We start from the raw sequence: 19100 nt of genomic DNA, 5'->3' as shown, positions 1-19100 counted from the left end.
AAATCAATGAATTCCTACTGATGCCGGCGTTAATTCTGCTGACGGCCGACCAACTGAGCCCCGCGCTGAGTTCGCTGCGTGCGCTGCAACCCGGCGACCAGATCGTCATGGCGGAAGTAAAGGCCGAAGCCCATTACGCGCCGCATCATCAGCTCAAACTGGTGTTGTTGTTCAGTGCCATGCGTCACTTTGCCGCCACGCTGCAGGCGCAGGGTTATCAGGTGCATTATTTCGACTACGAACAGCAAGTGCCCTCCCTGCTGGCCGCAGTCCGCCAGGTGCTGGCGCAACAGAGCGGTATCGACAGCGTCCGCCTGACTGAATTGGCCGAACACCGGCTGGCGACTGAGATACAGACCTGGCAGCAACAACTTGGCCTGCCGGTGGAAATTGTCGAAGACGACCGGTTTATCTGCAGTCACGCCATGTTCCGGCGCTGGGCCGACGGCCGGCAGAGTTTTCGGATGGAATACTTTTACCGGGAGATGCGCCGTTACACCGGCCTGTTGATGGATGGAACTGGTCCGGTCGGCGGGCAATGGAATTTTGATGCAGAGAACCGGCTGCCCTGCCCGCCCGATTTAGCGTTACCACAAGCGCCAGAATTTGCGCCGGATGCGATCACCCTTGATGTGATCCGCATGGTGCAGCGCCATTTCGCCGGCCATATGGGCCAGGCGGAGCGCTTTTGTTTTGCTGTCACTGGCAAGGACGCCAGAGCAGCTTTTTTACATTTTGTGCAGCATCGCTTACCGCTGTTTGGCAAATATCAGGATGCGATGCGCCAGGATGAAGCCTTTTTGTTCCATAGCCTGGCCGGCATGTATCTGAACTGCGGCCTGCTTGACGCACGCTGGGTTTGCCTGCAAGTAGAACAGGCATGGAAAGCCGGCGCAGTGCCGCTGGCCGCCGCCGAGGGCTTTATCCGCCAAATCATTGGCTGGCGGGAATATGTGCGGGGTTTGTACTGGCTGAAGATGCCGCAGTACCGCGAGTTAAACTTTTTCGATGCGCACCGGCCTTTGCCGGGCTGGTATTGGCATGCCGGCACCAAGATGAACTGCATGGCTCAGGCGGTCCGTCATACTATCGATCATGCCTATTCGCACCATATCCAGCGCCTGATGCTGACCGGCAACTTCGCGCTGCTGGCCGGGTTATCCGTGGACGATGTGACACAATGGTATCTAGCGGTGTATGCCGATGCCTATGAGTGGGTCGAACTGCCAAATACACTCGGCATGGCGCTGTTTGCTGACGGTGGCGTGCTGGCGTCAAAACCTTATGTCGCCAGTGGCAATTACATCGCCAAAATGAGCAACTACTGTCAGCACTGTCACTACGATGTGAAACAAAGCACCGGCCCGACCGCCTGCCCGTTTAATGCGTTGTATTGGGACTTTATCGCCCGCAACAGCGACAAACTCGGCAGTAATGCCCGCATGCAACTGACCTATCAGCAATGGCGCCGCAAAAGCCCCGACGTACAGCAGGCACTGCGCGATAAGGCTGCTGACCTTTTGATCCATCTGGAGCAACTATGACCCGTTGGCTGCTGTTCTGTAATGACCTGTTGCGGCTTGATGACAACGCCTTACTGAGCCTGCCGGCAACACGCGATGTTGCGCTGCTGGTGTGTATTTTGCCTGCCGCCGAATTTCGCAAGCAGCGGGCCAGTTCCCGCCGCTTGCAACAGCAACTCGGCCTGCTTTATCAGTTTCAACAGCGCCTGGCTAATCTGGGGATCCCGTTATTATTGCGCCATGGCAAGCCCGCGACAGTACTGCGCCAGCTCTGTGCGCAATATCAGATAGACCGGATCGCCGCAGCCGAACCAACCGCCATTGACGAGTATCGCTGGGGCACAGATCTGCCGATGCAGTATCTGGATCTGAATTCACTGCTGGCCGACGAATTAAGACCGGACCTTGCTACATTGCCCCGTAGCTTTACCGCTTTTCGCCAGCAACGCGAGCCGCAACTGAATGTGCGGCCGCCACAGCATCAGCCTGTCGCGGTTTCACAGTTAAACGGCATTTTGGATGTCGCCACCGCTATCGCTTTATCAGATCTTCCGGCCATGCTTGCAGCGCCACCGGTAACAGTAGCGCCTGCGCTCGCCGCTCAGCTGAACGCAGGGATCATGGACTGGCAGGCACAAACCGAAACTGCCGCACTGGCCCGTTTTGAGCAATATCTGCAGCAGCATTTATCACATTACAAGCTCAGCCGTAATGCGCTGATCGGCACCGATTTTGCCAGTTTCCTGTCAATCCCGCTGAGCAAGGGCACGTTGTCGGTGCGTCTGGTATGGCAGTTGATCTTGCAATACGAGCATAAGTTTGGTCAGAGTGAGTCCAGTTACTGGTTGCGGTTTGAACTGCTGTGGCGCGAATATTTCCGCCATCTGCAACGCAAACATCCACTGGCATGTTTCCGCCATCAAGGGCTCGGGCTGCATCTGGTCCCCGGCCAACCCGGCGTGGCAGGAGAAGGTTTCGAGCGTTGGTGTCGGGGTGAAACCGGGCTGCCGTTTATTGATGCCAATATGCGGCTACTGGCACAAACCGGTTGGATGTCTAACCGTGGCCGGCAGAATGTCGCCAGTTATCTGATGTTTCAGCTTGGCTGTGACTGGCGCCTCGGCGCCGCCTGGTTTGAACAGCAGCTGCTGGATTACGACGTTGCCAGTAACTGGGGCAACTGGGCCTATATTGCCGGCGCTTTGTATTCAGCACCGCGCAGTTTTAATGCGCTGAAACAGGCGCTGGAATATGATCAGGCCGCTGCCTTTACCAGCTTACTGCTCGGAAAAGCGGACGACGGTCAACATCGCCATCAACCCTACGAGCAACCAGGCTGGCCGGCACCACAAGCCTGGACCTGGCAACAGTATTTACAACAGCTGCAGCAACTGCCGGAACACTGAGTCATGCTGACGCTGGTCTGGTTTAAACGTGATCTGCGGATCGACGATCATGAGCCGCTGGTGCGCGCGCTGCAACAGGGGGCAGTCCTACCGCTGTATATTGTTGAACCGGATTACTGGCAGCAGCCAGACACCTCGGTGCGCCAATGGCAATTTGTGCGCGATGCCGTCTATGGCTTACATCAGCAGCTCAGCCAATTGGGCCAACCTCTGCTCGTACGGCGCGGGCCTGCAACCCGTGTCCTGCGCGAACTGTGCCGCGAATTTCCGCTGCAGCAAGTGGTCAGTCACCAGGAAACCGGCAATCTGTGGACTTATCAACGCGATGAAGCGGTTGGCAAACTGCTGCGGGAACTCGGTCTGCCGTGGCAGCAATATCGCCAGCATGCGGTCAAACGTCGTCTGCAGCATCGGGATCAATGGTTCGAACAAGCCGATGCGTTTTTACGGAGCCCTTGTGTCGCCGCTCCGGCTGCATTGCCCTTCCTGACCGCAGCGCCTTGGTGCGAATCGTTGTGGCAAGTGCCGCAACGCCGCGAATTACCGCAGATGCTGCAGCTGCAACAAGCGCAGGCATTACAACCGACATTGGATTCTTTCTGGCAGTTTCGTAGTAAACATTATCAGCGCGATATCTCGATTGCGGCACGGGCCGGCCAGAGTTGTTCCAGACTCAGTCCTTATCTGAGCGCCGGTCAGCTAAGTCTGCGCCAGCTGCAGCAACACACTTACCTGCAGATGAAACAACAAACCGATCCGCGACAGCAGCAGGCCCTGGCGGCTTTTTTTAGCCGGCTGCGCTGGCATTGCCATTTTATCCAGAAGCTGGAAGATGAACCACGCATTGAATTTTTACCAATGCAGCCGCTGTATCAGGGCATGCGGGACCAGTTTGAACCGGCGTTGTTTCAGGCCTGGCAACGCGGTGAAACCGGTTATCCACTGATCGATGCGGCGATGCGGTGCTTAGTCGCCACCGGCTGGCTGCATTTTCGCGCCCGCGCGATGTTGGTTTCTTTTGCCAGCTATCAGCTATGGCTGGACTGGCGCCCGGTGGCTTTGCATCTGGCCCGTTGTTTTACCGACTACGAACCCGGCATTCACTATCCACAGATCCAAATGCAGGCTGGCACTACATCGATCAATCCGAACCGGATGTATAACCCGCTGAAACAAAGCCTGCTGAAAGATCCACAAGGCCATTTTATCAGGCAGTGGTGTCCGGAACTGGCGCGACTGCCGAACGACTGGCTACACCAGCCCTGGTTATTGCCCGCCACATTGCAACGACAATATCAGTGGGTGCCAGGTCGGGACTACCCGCTGCCCATCGTCGATTTAGTTCAGTCGACCCGATTAGCGCGCAGCCGGCTGACCCAGTGGCACAGCCAATATGACAAACAAGTCTGGCAACAAGGCCGCGAAGAGGTGCGGGAACGCCATGCCAGCCGCAAGCGGCCACTGCAGCGGCGCCCGCTCAAGACCGCACCAGCGCCTCAGTTGACGCTGGATTTCTGAGCCGCAGCCAGTTCAGCAAGCGGTAATGCATCAGCCCAGCGCCGGCTTTGCTCAATCAATTCAAGGGCAGCGCGGAAATAATCCGGATCAATCCGTTGCCAGTCATCTTGTGGCGTATGGTATTGCGGATGCACGTCGACACCAAAATACAAATACGGCATGCCGGCTTTGCGAAACACCGCATGATCACTAGCGTTAGCCCAATCAACGGCGGCGTTGCTGTGGCGACCGAGTCGTGACTGACGGCCGTCATGCGCCAGCGTCAACTTTAACGGCGTTTTTGCGGCGGCAGCGAACGTATTCAGCTGTGGTAATTGTTTTTTACCCGCCAGATACAAACGCTGATTCATTTCGCCGCGGCTGATCATATCCAAATTGATATTCAGCAGCAGTTGCGCACGCGGCACCGGCGGCGCCGCCAGAAACGCTTTCGCCCCGTCCAACCCCATCTCTTCGGCATCGGTCGCCAGAAACCAATACGAATAGGCCGGACACTGTGCCAAAGTTTGCGCGGCCAGATACAACAGGCCGGCAACGCCAGACGCATTGTCATCGGCACCATTAAAGATTTTTTTGCCGCGGGGTTTCAGATGATCGTAATGCGCCGTGACGACGATATAGCGGTCCGGATGCACACAGCCACGCCGCAGTCCCAGCACGTTGACGCCCTGGCGTTGACTGAAGCCTTCTGTAAAGGCAAAGGGTTGAAAATAGCTGTCGCCAGCTGTCAGCAGTTGTAACTCAGCAAAACGCGCCTGCAGATACAAACGAGCCGCCTGATTGCCGGCAGTCCCGGTAGCGCGGCCAGCCATGTCGTCCGCTGACAACTGCTGTACATCCTGCCAGGCCTGCAGCCAGTAAGTGTCGTGCTGCGTGGCATTGTCGCCTGCCGTTGCGAGCGGTACGACCATGCTCGGTACGATAACGCAGAGCGACAGCAGCAAGCCGATGCGCACAAGCTGCTGTTTAATCAGCTTGCGCCACAGCATTCAGCATCTCAATTTTATGGTCATACAAGCGGCGATCAGCACCCGGCGCAGCATGCAGTCTTGCACGCTGCAGATAACCAGACGCGGCGGCATAGTCATGCTGCAGCATCGCCACACGGGCTAGACCAAACAGCGCCTCCGGCATTTTCGGTTCTAAACGGATACTGCGGTGAAAGGCTATTTCAGCATCAGTAAACCGCTGCTGGCTCAGAGCTTCATTGCCCTGCATAACAAAATAATACGGATTACGCAGCCGTGTTTGCTGCACTTTATCGATAAGCCGCGTCGCATCGGCATGACGGCCGAGCAGGTCATATAAAATCGCCAGGTTTGCCATGGTATTCGGGTGGTCCGGTTCAAGTGCCAGGCTCTGTAAATATGCCAGCTCGGCAGCTTCGGGCATATTGCGCTGGCGATACAGCACCGCCAGATTATTCCAGGTGGCTGCGACTGTCGGCGCTACGGCAGCAGCCTCCTGCAAATAACGATAAGCTAAATCAAACTGCTGTGTCAGCATCGCATCAGCTGCTTTATTGTTGTAAAACAGCGCCACGATATCCGCTTCGCGAATTTTACGTACCGGCAGACGCTCACGCGAGCCACCTGCCCGTTCAAAATCAATCAGGAAATTGTGCGAAGCCGAGATAAAAGTTTTGGCCAGCGTTTGCAGATAAGGTGGAGTCACCACCAGATTGACGTGACCATTCAGCACGCTGGTGCCATTGCGGGTGATCCAGTATTCGGGGATTTGGACGTCCTGAAACTGCACGCGAAATCCCAACGACCGCGCCAGACTATAAGACAAGATGGTCAGAGACAGGCAATTGGCTTCGCGTTGCTCATAGGTTTGCAGTGCCGTCAGTGTGGCATTATTGACGTATTGCAACGGGTCGGTCTGCTCGCGAAAAATAAACTTCAATAACGCCAGACTACGTTCACGCGGATCCGAGTAGGCCAGTATTTCCTGGCGCGCCTTCAGCACCAGATCTTCTGGCAGGTTAAAAATCTGCTCACGCGTTTCGATGGGAGTATCAACCGGCATAAATGCCTGATCTTGTAATAAATCGTCAGCAGAACGCAACATTTGATTCGCCGGCGTCTGCTGACAGCCGGTGAGCGCTGCCACCAGCAGCATCAGTACTATTCGCCACATCACACACCTCCACCACCGCTGAAGTTGTCGCCCGTAGGATCTCAGGCAAGCAATATTTCAGCTTAGTGCTTTGTGACCCTGTCATGGCAAATATTTGTGATAAGCAGGGCGAAGAAGGGATGAAAGGACGACAACAACACTGGCAAATTCTGGCAACTTAACGTAACGCTGCCGAATGATTATTCAACGCATCAGCTGGCAAGGTAACGACCACAGCAAACGCCAACCTGCCTGCGCGTCATATTGCACAGCGACCAGCGTGCCCTTTTTCACCGACAATTGATGTGCACTGCACCCCAGCATCAGCGCCAACAACTGGGATAACTCAGGCTCGTGCCCGACCAGGAGCAACGTAGCCGGCCAGTCTGCCCGCGCTTGCTCGATTTGTGCCAGCTGTATTTCCGCGGCGGTGCCATGTGACAGCCACAAAGTCTCCTGGACTTGCGTTTGCAAATCGGCACTGGCACACACCAGCATCGCAGTTTGTAAGGCTCGGGGATAAGGACTGGTCAGCACCAGATCTGGCTGCAATTGCTGACGGCGAATAAAATTACCAATCCGCAGCGCCTGCTGCCGGCCTTTCTCCACCAGACAGCGATCGACATCAGGTCGCAACACCGATCGGTCTTCTGCTTTGGTATGACGTAACAGGTAAATGGTCTGAACCGACATAAGCACTCCGGGTACAAGTCAGCCCACAGTGTCAGCGATCCAGATGACAACAACAAGACAGAAAGCAATGAGAAAAAATACCGATTGAACGCTGTTGCAAGCGAGCGGCTCCCGCAGGGACATTTTACAGGGATGTAAAATGCAAAAAAATCGCCAGGAGCGATTTTTGACAGCCACAGGCTGGTTGCGAAGCAATTTTCTACATGGATGTAGAAAACACAAAACCGCCTTCGAGCGGTTTTGGACGGCGGAACGCCGGTCCCGCAGGGATTTTTGGCGAACGCCAAAAACACAAAAACGTCCGGAACGTTATTCACTCGCAACATCCGTGTCGCTCGCCTGACGGCAGCTAAAGCTGTGCAAAACGGCAATCCTACCGTTTTTTGGACCGCCATTGGGTGAAGCCGGTCTTTCAGCAAGCCAATAGTTTGGCTTGCTGCCGGCTGAACGCCTGCGCTTCTGGTGCAGGCCGGAGGGTCCCGCAGGGACATTTTACAGGGATGTAAAATGCAAAAAATCCAGCATTAAGCTGGATTATTTGGTGCCTAGGGGGGGACTCGAACCCCCACGCCGCGAAGCGCTAACACCTGAAGCTAGTGTGTCTACCAATTCCACCACCGAGGCATGTGTTCTGCGTATTTTGCAATACGACTTTATTTGTCTGCGACTTTGGTGCCTAGGGGGGGACTCGAACCCCCACGCCGCGAAGCGCTAACACCTGAAGCTAGTGTGTCTACCAATTCCACCACCGAGGCATATGCCGCCGACGCCGTGCATATTATGCGCCAGTGACAAAGTCGTCAACTGCTGAATGCAAAAAATCTGGCAAAAGCAGGTTGATTGCACAAATCATCAGCAACCTGCAGAAATCTGCGGCAGTCCCGCCCGATATGTCATTTTTAACTGTCTGCTTCGTTGTGCTGCCGGCATAAAAAAACGGAGCACTTGGCTCCGTTTTTCAGCTCAACACAAAGATCAGTACTTGGCTTTTTTCAGCAGACCAATTTCTTCCAGACGTTGTAATAAATAGTCGTTGGAATTAATCGGTTCCGGATAACGGTCCGGATTCTCAGCACTGACGCAAGAGCTCAGCGTTTCGATGACAAAATCCGGATTCGGGTGCATGAAAAACGGGATCGAATAACGTGGCTGACCTGCAGCAGCGCCAGCCGGATTCACCACGCGATGCGTCGTTGACGGCAGCACATGGTTGGTCAGACGTTGCAGCATATCGCCGATATTGACCACGATAGTGCCCGGAATGGTCGTTACCGGCAGCCAGCTGCCGTCGCGACGTAAAATTTCCAGACCTGATTCGTGCGAACCCACCAATAAGGTGATGAGGTTAATATCTTCATGCTGCCCGGCGCGGATACTTTGCGTCGAAGTATCCTGGATCGGCGGATAATGGATCGGCCGCAAAATCGAGTTGCCGTAATCCACTTTGTCAGCGAAATATTTTTGTTCTTGCTTTAAGAACAGCGCCAAAGCTTCCAGCACTTGGCAACCGAGGTTTTCCAGCGCCTGATACAGCGTATAAGTTGCCGCTTTAAACTCCGGCACTTCACTTGGCCAGACATTCGGATACAAGCATTCATGCTGGGCTGGGCCATTCAGCTCGCGGCCAACATGGAAGAACTCTTTTAAATCCGGATGCTTGCTGTCTTTGGCTTTCTCAACGCCAAATCCCGTGTAGCCCCGTGCGCCACCTTGACCCGGCACATGGTACTGCTGTTTTACTTCAGTCGGTAAAGCAAAAAACTGTTTAATTGCTTTGTAGGTTTCCCCAACCACTTCGTCTGCTATGCCATGGCCACTAATGCCACAGAATCCAAACTCAGTGTAGGCTTTGCCAATTTCGGCAACAAAGGCGTCTTTGTCGGTGGCAAACCGTCTGATGTCCAACGTAGGGACTTGTTGTTGAGTCATAATATCGACCTGTTTTTAACTTAACGAGAAGAAAAAGCCTGCGATGGCCGCACTCATCAGATTCGCTAATGTTGCGGCAAACAAGGCTTTTAAACCCAGCTCTGCGATATCACTGCGCCGACTTGGCGCCATGCTGCCAAGACCACCCAGCAAAATGGCAATCGACGAGAAATTCGCAAAGCCACACAGCGCTATCGTGACAATAATCTGCGTATGCGCCGACAATTCACCGGCCTGCACATGCTTCATAAAATCAACGTAAGCGACAAATTCATTGATCACCAGTTTCTGCCCGATAAAACTGCCGGCCAGACGTGCTTCTTCCCAGTTGACGCCCAAAATAAACGCCAGTGGCTGGAACAAATAACCAAAAATCAGCTGCAATGTCAGACCTTCAAAACCAGCCAGACCGCCGACCCAGCCAACGATACCGTTGACCAGTGCGATCAGACCGACAAAAGCCAGTAACATCGCACCCACATTCAGCGCCAGCTGCAAACCGCTGGCTGCGCCTGATGCGGCAGCATCGATCACGTTAGTATTGCTTTCGTTCGAACTGATTTCAGTTAGATCGTTTTTCGGCGTGTCCGTTTCCGGCAACAACAGTTTTGCCATCAGCAGACCGCCTGGTGCCGCCATAAAGCTGGCTGCAATTAAGTACTTCAGCTCAACCCCCATGCCGGCGTAACCTGCCAGTACCGAGCCAGCAACAGAAGCCAGGCCCCCTACCATCACCGCAAACAACTCGGAGCGGGTCATCGTTGGAATAAATGGCCGCACGACCAATGGCGCTTCGGTTTGGCCCACAAAGATATTGGCCGCCGCGCTCATCGATTCCGGCCGGCTGGTGCCAAGCAGTTTCTGCAAGCCACCACCAATGACGCCGATAACCACTTTCATCACGCCGATGTGATACAGCACAGCAATTAATGACGAAAAGAAAATAATGACGGTCAGGACGTGAATGGCGAACACAAAGCCATATTTTTTCGCGCCAGCGTCACCGAATAAAAATAAAATACCCTGGTTGGCATAACCAATGACCGAGCCAACTGCGTCTGACACACTAATCAGCACGTCTTTACCGGCCGGGACGTATAACACAAAAGCGCCAATCGCCAGCTGAATTGCAAAAGCACCACCGACGGTACGCCATTTAATGGCATGGCGGTGCGCTGAGCAAAGATAAGCGATTAATAAGATGGCAGCGATGCCAACTAAACTCATCATATTGATTTTCCTTGGATTTTAGGTCCGCTACAGCACTGCGGAATTATTGTTCTTGTGATGCTGAAATCCTAGGATAGCATCAAAAGATCAAGTAGTTACAGTTTCAAAGCGGGAGCCTGAGCTGAGTGCTCGGGCTTGGAATTGCTCTTATGGGGTTGTCTGAACTTGAAGTTTTGCCGGACAATTATATAGCAGAATACTTGCAGTTGAAAAGAGACTAATTTAACAGCAATGCAAACAAATAGATGGCTGGATATCACCGCAAGTTCGCTACCAGATCAAAGAAAATCACCGACAATCACTAAAAACAACAAATCCCGCCTTAGCGGGATTTGCTGTCGCATTTGAGGCCAGATTAATTAGCCAGCAATGCGCGGATTTTGGTTTTCAGAATATCAATCGCAATCTGGTTTTTACCACCGCGGGTCACCACGATGTCGGCATATTGCTTAGATGGCGCAATGAATTCAAAAAACGCCGGCCGGACATAGTTTTCATATTGTTCAGTAATCGAACTAATAGTGCGACCACGGTCTTCTACGTCGCGTTTAATCCGGCGCAATAAACAGATATCCAGCGGCGTATCCATAAACACTGTGATATTAAACTGCTCACGCAGACGTGCGTCGGTCAGCAGCAAAATGCCTTCGACTAGTACCACTTTGGCTGGTTGCACCTTAATCGTTTCGGCTTTACGGGTATGGGTTTTATAACAATATTGCGGCATTTCCACCGCACTGCCGTCGCGTAACTGCTGTAAATGCTGCGCCAGCAATTCGTGTTCAAAAGCTGCAGGATGGTCATAGTTGGTCAGCACGCGCTGGTCCATCGACAGATGATCCTGATTACGATAATAAGCATCCTCTGCTAACACGGAGATGCGTTCTCCGCCAAATTCTGCCACCAATTCCTGATAGACGGTGGAAGCAAATAAACTTTTGCCAGACGCTGAAGCGCCGGCGATAGCAATGATGGTAGGTTTGGCCACGATGTTTTTCTTCTTTTAGGATAGTTCGCTAATTATCGCCAATTCCGGCCAGATTAGAAACTGCCAGAAGCGGGAAAATGCGCCTGTCAGCCGGTCGGTGGCAGATAAAACAAAAACGCCGGCACAAGCCGGCGTTTTTTCAATCAACAACAGTTCTGATTAGAACTTGTAGCTGACGCCTACTTTGATACGCCAGGTTGATTCTTCAGTGTAGAACTTGTCCCAGTTACGGGTGTTGCTAGTCACGTTGCTGTACACATACTTGTTGTTGGTTTGATTCAACGTGAAGTTCGTCAGCGTCAAATCACCAAAGTCATCACCGTATACTTTGCCTTTATCTTTGTCGATCAGGTTCAGCAGGTTGTCGACTGTGAAGTAAACAGACCCTTTATGACCGTCGGCAAAACCAGGAATTTCCTGACGCACAGACAAGTCCAGCGTCGTTACCCAAGGCGTAGTGTTCGCGCCTTTTGGCAAGTATTGCCCCTGGTATTTGTCAAGGCCTAACGCAGTGACCGTGTTCCAGAACGCAGTTTCAGACGCTGCATCGGCGAACGTTACAACACTGGTATCACCCTTTTTCGGAATGAATGGCAGGAAGTAGTTGTTGGTCGTGCCCGGGCTTAACTGCAGGTACGGGTTCACTGCTTTGTTGGTGCTGTTGAACTCGGTGACACCCAATACATAAGTAATTGGCTTACCTGATTTACGCTCGTAGAACAGGTTGAAGTTAGTCGCGTAGTTGGCGAAGAACTCAGTTTCATAACCCAGGTTCAGTACAAAACGGTGTTCAGTTTCAAATGCACCACGGCCAATCAACATGTCGTTGCGGTTGATCACCGCATTGTTACCGAAGTTAGAACCAGCAGTAGAGCTAGTCGCAGGTGCACCTTCAGTGATGTCCATGTTGGTGTACGACGTGCGTAAGCTGACGCCGCTGTCCCAGTTTTTCGCTAACTGGGTGCTGAATACTTTAGAACGGCCGTCTTGATCAGCATTGGTCAGCATGATATCAACCACACCGTCAGCGTCGTTATAAATCACCCGTTGACCGTCTGCTGTAGTACCCACTTTTTCGCTGTCAGCCAGCGACAGGTCTTTCCACACTGCACTGTCTTCTTTCTTGATATACAGATATTCAGTGGTCCAGGTGATGTCATCACCAATCAGCGGCAGACTGAAAATGTAATCAGCGCCTAACTGCGCACGCCAGTCAGAAGGCAGGTTGAAGTTCGGGTCAACCAGGTTGGTGTTACCGCCAGTCGTGACACCAGCAACTGCATCTTTTAATGACTGTGGTACTTGGCTCAGGCTGACGTTCGCCACGTTGCTTTGTGAACGGTCACCGGTTCCGATCCCTGGGTTTGAGTAGCTGTTAGACACCCAAACTGTTGGTTGACCACCGGAGAAACGACCGACACCACCACGGACAGTCAGGTCTTCGGTCATCAGGTAGCTGAAACCAACACGTGGTAAGAAGATATCGACGCCATCCAGGTTCTCGTCGTTACGCAGACCAGTACGGGCTTCAGAGAATTTGTTATAGGTTGATTTATCGTTAGAACCTAAACGCTCATAACGCAGACCGTAGTTTAACGTGAATTCGTCAGTAACAGCCCATTCATCCTGTGCATACAGCGCATGTTCGTCACGCACGAAGCTCGCAGCGATATCATCCGGGTTGTGTGTCACAGAGTTCTGGTAACGCACTGATTGTGCTAAACGGTTTTGGAAGTTCGCGATGCTGCTGAAGGTGTACTCACCTTTAGTGCGTTGCAGGAACAAGTTAAAAATGTCGAGGCGTTTCATCTGGTAACCGAAAGACAAACGGTGCTCGTCCATCAGATACTCACCATCAGCGGCGATGATCCAGGTTTTCTTTCTCAGGTCATTTGAATGACGGCTAACATCGCTGCCGATATTCACTGAAGTCGTCTGAGTCGCAGTACCACCTACACGTGGCACGTTGATAATGGCTTCGCCGTAATTGCCCAGAGATGCCTGAACAGTGGCAACGTCCATATAAGTGGCGCTTAACTGGGTTGAGAACTCTGAAGTCCAATCTGAATACAGTTTCACTGCGTGGTTGTTCAGTGTTTCTTCTTTGTTATACCAGTTAGACGACAGGCGCATCCGAGTCGTGGTTGACTGGTTATTTTGCGTCTGGTTGCCTTTGTTGTACTGATAGGTGTAAGCCGCACGGTGAATATCAGAAATGTTCCAGTCCAATTTGACCAGTAACTTTTCATCTGTTTCTTCCGGGTTCACATTCCAGTCACCAGCGTCAACACCGTAGACGTTCTTGGCGATTTGCATGATCTGGTCAAGATCTGCCTGGCTGACTAATGCAGCGTTTGACAGACCAGAACCAACCGGACCCCACTCCAGCGGAGGCGTTGCATCATATTGCTCAGCAGCAACGAAGTAGAACAGTTTGTCTTCAACCACTGCACCACCTAATGTGGCAGCCCAGTTTTTGTTTTCAAAATTCAGTGGCACTTCACCCTTTGGATTGGTTGGAGTGGCTGCGAATTGGTTTTCTGGTGTACCGGCCAGACTGTCGTTTTTGATTTCATAACGCAGTGAGCCAAAAGTATCGTTGGCGCCAGACTTGGTCACAGCGTTGATATTACCACCCTGGAAACCACCAGCTTTGGCGTTAAATGGTGATACATCCACAGTAACCTGGTCGATAGCATCAAAAGAAATTGGTGTACGGGTCGTTGGGTAACCGTTGGCGTTCAGACCGAAATCGTCGTTCTGAGAGATACCATCGACGCTGATACTGTTAAAACGTGGGTTAGTCCCTGCCACGCTCAGCTCGCCGTCTTTTGGTGACAACACTGCTAACGGGTTGTTTTTAACGATGTCTTTTAAATCGTTGTTTAAGCTTGGCGCATTTTCGATTTCTTTGGCGCTGAAATAACTTGAACTGCCAGTCGCAACAACAGTTGCAATTGCAGAACCTGTCACCGCAATGCGTTCAACTGAAGCAGATTGCAGTTGACGGTTTAACTGGTAGGTATCGCCCAGTTGCAGGAAGACGTCGTTGACGGTTTCGTCGTTGTAAGTCTCTGAATCAACGATAACTTTGTATGGACCACCAACACGCAGACCGGAAGCAACAAAGCTGCCGGATTCGTTGGTGACGACAGTGCGGCTGGTGCCTGACGGCACGTGCAGAATGATGACTTTGGTTCCTGCAGCGGCTTCGCCTTGAGGATTCGAAATACGACCGCGGATTGCTGAAGAAGTATCAGCGATGGCATAGCTAGAACCTAAGGCTACGGCAACGGCCATAGCAATATGTCTGATTTTCATATCGTTTTTCACCTGGTAGTTGTAGGTATTGTCAAACCCTGAATAAAACCAAACTGTGTGTCCAATTTGGGTGGCAAGCTTAACGCAGTAACATTACGTTTTTCTTACACAAGCACTTACTGATGAAATATTTATATCAGTTTGCGGAACTAACCCGCACATCTGCAGTCAAGAGCCTGTTGTCATGCGAGTGTAACATATCAGACCAGAAATATGCAGGCAGGCTAAATAAGTTTGTTTAAATTTTCGCTGCATTTTGGCGACATTTGCAGCTATCCAGCCATCTAAATCCGAAATTTCTGGGATAACGCTGCAAATCTGGTTAGGCTACACTGGTCTTTTTCTGTCGGATTTTTATCAATGAAATCACTGATCACAAGTCTGTTAGCCGGACTGGGGCTCTGCGGAGGTCTGCACGTGCATGCAACTGAACTGACTATTGCCACCTTTAATGTCAGCATGGAATCCGAGAACTACGTCGCCAAAGGCAGCCCGCTGGGCCCGCAAGTACTGGCCCGCGAACTGGCCAGCGGCCAGAATGCGCAAATCCGTAATATCGCGGCGATTTTGCAGCAAGTGCGCCCGGATATTCTGTTATTAAACGAATTTGATTACATTGCCGATCCGGCGCACGGGGTAAAGCAATTCATTGCGCAGTATCTGCAGAAACCACAACACGGCGGTCAACCGCTGCAATATCCCTACTTTTATTACCAAACCGTCAATACCGGCCAGCCGAGTGGTTATGATCTGAATAGTGATGGCAAAGCCGCAGGCGCCGAAGATGCCTGGGGATTTGGGCATTATCCGGGCCAATATGGCATGCTGGTGTTATCGCGCTACCCCATTGACTCTGACAAAGCCCGCACCTTTCAGCATTTTAAATGGAAAGATATGCCGGGGCATAAAACAACCAAAAAAGCCGATGGCAGTCCCTGGTTCAGTCCAGACGCTTGGGCCAACATGCCACTATCCAGTAAATCGCATTGGGATTTACCGGTCAATGTCGATGGCAAACCACTGCACTTATTGATCAGCCACCCAACGCCACCGGTGTTTGATGGCGCGGAAAACCGCAATGGCCATCGCAACCATGACGAAGTCAGATTCTGGGTCGATTATATATCCGGCAACGCCGACTACATTTATGACGATAAAGGTACTCGCGGTGGCTATCAGAGTTCCGCTCCATTTGTGGTGATGGGCGATCAGAACTCGTCGCCGGATGAAGGCGATGCGCATCGAGATGCGATTCAGGCGCTGGTGAATCATGCAAAAATCCAGCATGAACCTGTGCCGCAAAGCGCTGGTGGAGCAGCGCACAGCCCGGATAATCCGCTGGCGAAATTCCACACCGCCGGCTGGCGGATGCGTGCTGACTATGTATTACCGTCAAAGCAAGGTGTGACTGTGCACAATAGCGGCGTGTTCTGGCCGGTTAAAGGCGAAGCCTTGTTTGATGCAGTCGCCAGCCGCGGCGCCAGCTCAGATCACCGGCTGGTTTGGGTCAAAATGAGCTTAACCGGCGCAAAATAATAAGCCGGTATTCGCTGTTGAGCAGCGACCGGCGCTTTCGCTCCGAAAAAAAACAGCAGCCTTGGCTGCTGTTTTTATATCCAACACCATTACTTAACGTGGTTGCTCTGCCAGCGGCGCACTGTACGCCAGCTCCATATCCCAAGGCAGATGGATCCAGGTGTCCTGCTCAATGTCGGTGACATATTTGTCGACCAGAGCTTTACCTTGTGGCTTAGCATAAACAGTGGCAAAACAAGCTTTAGGAAAGCGTTCACGCAGTGCGCGGGCGGTTTCACCAGTATCAACCAAATCGTCAATCACCAACAGCCGCTCCGAATCCGGCAGAGTGGCATCTTTGAGTACCTGCAACGAGCGTTGTTGATCATGGTCATAACTGGAGACACAAATCGTATCCAGCACCCGGATGTTCAGTTCACGCGCGATGATCGTTGCCGGCACCAGACCGCCGCGGCTGACCGCGACAATACTGTCAAAATTACCGTGCAGACACATTTTCGCCAGTTCTTTGGTCGCGCGGTGAAACGCTTCCCAGGACACATAAAAGTTTTTATTGCCGGATAAAGACATGTCAGAACTCTCCTGTTACACCAGTGCCAAAGCGATTTCGACCATTTCGTTGAAGCTGGTCTGGCGCTCATCCGGGCTTAACGATTCGCCGGTGCGGATATGATCAGAGACCGTCATGATCGCCAAAGCATTGATGCCATATTCGGCAGCAACGCCGTACAAACCGGCCGCTTCCATTTCCACGCCGAGAATGCCGTATTTTTCCAGCGTATCAAACAGCGTGTCGCTTGGGTTGTAGAACAAGTCTGACGTAAAGACGTTACCGACTTTCACGCCGATATTTTTCGCCCGGGCCGCAGCGACTGCGCGCTCGAGCAGGTCATAACTTGCCAGCGCGGCAAAATCCATGCCCTGCAGACGGTTACGGTTGACGGCAGAATCGGTGCTGGCACCCATCGCAACAACGACTTCGCGCACTTTGACCGACAGCGGCAGGCCGCCACAAGAACCAATACGGATAATATTTTTCACACCATAAAACTTCACCAGCTCAGTGGCATAAATCGACATCGACGGTACGCCCATGCCTGATCCCATCACGCTGACCGGCTTGCCCTGATATTTACCGGTGAAGCCATACATGTTACGCACCGTGTTAATGCACTGCACGTCAGTCAGGAAAGTATCAGCGATATGTTTGGCGCGCAGCGGGTCGCCCGGCATCAGCACGGTTTCAGCAAAAGCGCCGGCAGCGGCGTGGATATGTGGAGTGGTCATAAACTTAATTCTCTGATTATTTAATGAGTACGGGTGAGTTCTGTCAAAAACGACTGACCATATGCCAGCGCGTCCAATGCGAAATACTCAGCAAAGGTCTGGCCCATGTCGGCAAAGCTGGCGCGCTCGCCCAAAGAACCGGCGTTGATTTGTGGGCCGTAACACAATACCGGCACATATTCGCGGGTGTGTTCGGTGCCGATCCAGGTCGGATCACAGCCATGATCTGCAGTCAGCAGCATCAGACTGTCCGGTTCAAGCATCGCCATCAGCTCCGGCAGCCGGCTGTCGAAATACTCCAGCGCGTCGCCATAGCCAATCGGATCACGGCGATGGCCATAGTTCTGGTCAAAATCGACCAGATTGGTGAAGATCAGGCTTTTATCCGGCGCGGCGTGATATTCGCTGATGGTTTTGTCGACCAGCGCTTCGAGGCCATTGGCCTTCACCGCTTTACTGATGCCCTGATGAGCGTAAATATCAGCGATTTTACCGATACTGACCACGGTACCACCGGCTGCGGTCAGTTTGTCCAATACTGTCGGCGCTGGCGGCAACACGGAATAATCGCGGCGGTTACCGGTGCGGGCGTAGTTGTTCGGTGTATCGCCTAAAAATGGCCGAGCAATCACCCGACCGATATTGTAATCATCCAGCAACTGGCGGGCAGTTTCACAGAACTGATATAAGCGGTCCAAGCCAAAATGGCTTTCGTGGGCAGCGACCTGAAACACGCTGTCGGCCGAGGTATAACAAATTGGCATCCCGGTTCGGATATGTTCGTCACCGAGGCGCACCAGAATATCGGTGCCAGACGCATGACAGTTGCCCAGAATGCCGGGCACGCCGGTACGGCGGCATAATTCGTCGATCAGTTCCTGCGGAAAACTATGTTGTTTGTTCAGAAAGTAGCCCCATTCAAACAACACAGGCACCCCGGCGATTTCCCAATGGCCGCTCGGTGTGTCCTTCCCACTGGACAATTCGCGGGCATAACCAAAAGCGCCAACGGCGGGTTCATTGTCAGTCACGCATGCCATTTCAGAAGAGGCCGCAAACGCGGCTTTGACGAGACCCAGTCTCGCCAGGTTCGGCAGTTGCAACTGCCGGCCTTTATGATTGGCAAAAGCGCGGGCAATACTTGCAAAGGTATTGGCCCCGCTATCACCAAATTTATCAGCGTCCGGCGCACTGCCGACACCAAAACTGTCCAATACCAGAATCACAGCTTTTTTCATGGATTGACCCCTACAGCGCTTGATCTGCAAGCCAGTGGACTCACAGCAGATTTGATAACCATAGCTGAAGCGGAAACTGTTGAAACTCAGTCTGCACTGACCGCTGCTTTTTTCAGCAAAATGGCACAACCAGTCCCCTGATGCAGCGCGAATGCAAAAAGGGGCACGCAGATTAGAACGAATGCGACAAATTAGCAACTACTTAACTGATTGCTGACAACACAGGGCTGATTGCAGAACGTGATGTCGCGATGACAAGGCAAAAGCGAAACTGACAGCGTTGAAAAACAAAAGCCCCGGACACAGTCCG

The 19100-nt window shown here is 52.4% G+C and carries 14 protein-coding genes and 2 tRNA genes; 4 read left to right on the top strand and 12 right to left on the bottom strand.

Annotated elements, in window-relative coordinates; genetic code table 11:
* Positions 1 to 20: 20 nt before the first annotated feature.
* Genes ACQ66Q_RS20320 through ACQ66Q_RS20310 form a run of 3 tightly spaced genes read left to right on the top strand, consistent with a single transcriptional unit; the run spans position 21 to position 4447 of the window.
* A complete protein-coding gene (locus ACQ66Q_RS20320; protein WP_430458435.1) occupies positions 21 to 1544 on the top strand; it encodes a cryptochrome/photolyase family protein in 1524 nt (507 codons plus the stop codon).
* On the top strand, positions 1541 to 2929 hold the full coding sequence (locus tag ACQ66Q_RS20315) for an FAD-binding domain-containing protein (protein WP_430458434.1): 1389 nt from the start codon (positions 1541 to 1543) through the stop codon (positions 2927 to 2929). Before ACQ66Q_RS20320 ends, ACQ66Q_RS20315 begins: the two co-directional genes overlap by 4 nt.
* 3 nt (positions 2930 to 2932) lie before the next feature.
* Positions 2933 to 4447, top strand: coding sequence for an FAD-binding domain-containing protein (locus tag ACQ66Q_RS20310; protein ID WP_430458433.1), 1515 nt, complete (start codon positions 2933 to 2935; stop codon positions 4445 to 4447).
* Here the strand turns inward: ACQ66Q_RS20310 and ACQ66Q_RS20305 are convergent.
* The 9 genes from ACQ66Q_RS20305 to ACQ66Q_RS20265 form a co-directional block, all read right to left on the bottom strand.
* Positions 4426 to 5436, bottom strand: a complete 1011-nt coding sequence (locus ACQ66Q_RS20305; protein WP_430458432.1) for a M28 family peptidase — start codon at positions 5434 to 5436, stop codon at positions 4426 to 4428. The two genes, ACQ66Q_RS20310 and ACQ66Q_RS20305, sit on opposite strands and share 22 nt — an antisense overlap.
* Positions 5414 to 6589 (bottom strand): tetratricopeptide repeat protein, encoded by a 1176-nt coding sequence (locus tag ACQ66Q_RS20300; protein ID WP_430458431.1) that lies wholly within the window; start codon positions 6587 to 6589, stop codon positions 5414 to 5416. The genes ACQ66Q_RS20305 and ACQ66Q_RS20300 overlap by 23 nt, the downstream gene beginning before the upstream one ends.
* 183 nt (positions 6590 to 6772) lie before the next feature.
* A complete protein-coding gene (sixA, locus tag ACQ66Q_RS20295) occupies positions 6773 to 7261 on the bottom strand; it encodes a phosphohistidine phosphatase SixA (protein ID WP_430458430.1) in 489 nt (162 codons plus the stop codon).
* Positions 7262 to 7800: 539 nt separating this feature from the next.
* Positions 7801 to 7885 (bottom strand) — tRNA-Leu (locus tag ACQ66Q_RS20290).
* 46 nt (positions 7886 to 7931) lie between these two features.
* Positions 7932 to 8016: transfer RNA gene (locus ACQ66Q_RS20285), tRNA-Leu, on the bottom strand.
* Positions 8017 to 8236: 220 nt separating this feature from the next.
* Positions 8237 to 9190, bottom strand: coding sequence for an isopenicillin N synthase family dioxygenase (locus tag ACQ66Q_RS20280; RefSeq protein ID WP_430458429.1), 954 nt, complete (start codon positions 9188 to 9190; stop codon positions 8237 to 8239).
* Between the two features lie 15 nt (positions 9191 to 9205).
* Entirely contained in the window at positions 9206 to 10420 is a 1215-nt protein-coding gene (locus ACQ66Q_RS20275) for a NupC/NupG family nucleoside CNT transporter (protein ID WP_377241057.1), read from the bottom strand.
* A 355-nt stretch (positions 10421 to 10775) separates the two neighbouring features.
* Entirely contained in the window at positions 10776 to 11408 is a 633-nt protein-coding gene (gene udk, locus ACQ66Q_RS20270) for a uridine kinase (protein WP_430458428.1), read from the bottom strand.
* A gap of 159 nt (positions 11409 to 11567) precedes the next feature.
* Positions 11568 to 14729, bottom strand: coding sequence for a TonB-dependent receptor (locus tag ACQ66Q_RS20265; RefSeq protein WP_430458427.1), 3162 nt, complete (start codon positions 14727 to 14729; stop codon positions 11568 to 11570).
* 360 nt (positions 14730 to 15089) lie between these two features.
* Between ACQ66Q_RS20265 and ACQ66Q_RS20260 the strand changes: the two genes are divergently transcribed.
* Positions 15090 to 16265 (top strand): endonuclease/exonuclease/phosphatase family protein, encoded by a 1176-nt coding sequence (locus tag ACQ66Q_RS20260; RefSeq protein WP_430458426.1) that lies wholly within the window; start codon positions 15090 to 15092, stop codon positions 16263 to 16265.
* A gap of 93 nt (positions 16266 to 16358) precedes the next feature.
* On the opposite strand, the gene gpt is transcribed toward ACQ66Q_RS20260, so the two are convergent.
* Genes gpt through ACQ66Q_RS20245 form a run of 3 tightly spaced genes read right to left on the bottom strand, consistent with a single transcriptional unit; the run spans position 16359 to position 18790 of the window.
* Positions 16359 to 16835: a xanthine phosphoribosyltransferase gene (gene gpt, locus ACQ66Q_RS20255; protein ID WP_208930561.1), complete on the bottom strand. Its 477-nt coding sequence runs from the start codon at positions 16833 to 16835 to the stop codon at positions 16359 to 16361.
* Between the two features lie 15 nt (positions 16836 to 16850).
* Complete coding sequence (gene deoD, locus ACQ66Q_RS20250; protein ID WP_208930560.1) at positions 16851 to 17552, bottom strand: purine-nucleoside phosphorylase; 702 nt, start codon at positions 17550 to 17552, stop codon at positions 16851 to 16853.
* A gap of 20 nt (positions 17553 to 17572) precedes the next feature.
* Entirely contained in the window at positions 17573 to 18790 is a 1218-nt protein-coding gene (locus ACQ66Q_RS20245; protein WP_430458425.1) for a phosphopentomutase, read from the bottom strand.
* Positions 18791 to 19100 lie beyond the last annotated feature (310 nt).

It is taken from the genome of Rheinheimera sp. (assembly GCF_965283995.1).
Classification (GTDB): domain Bacteria; phylum Pseudomonadota; class Gammaproteobacteria; order Enterobacterales; family Alteromonadaceae; genus Pararheinheimera.
The sequence above is the reverse complement of the archived record's forward strand: the minus strand, read 5'-3'. Positions and strand labels throughout refer to the sequence as shown.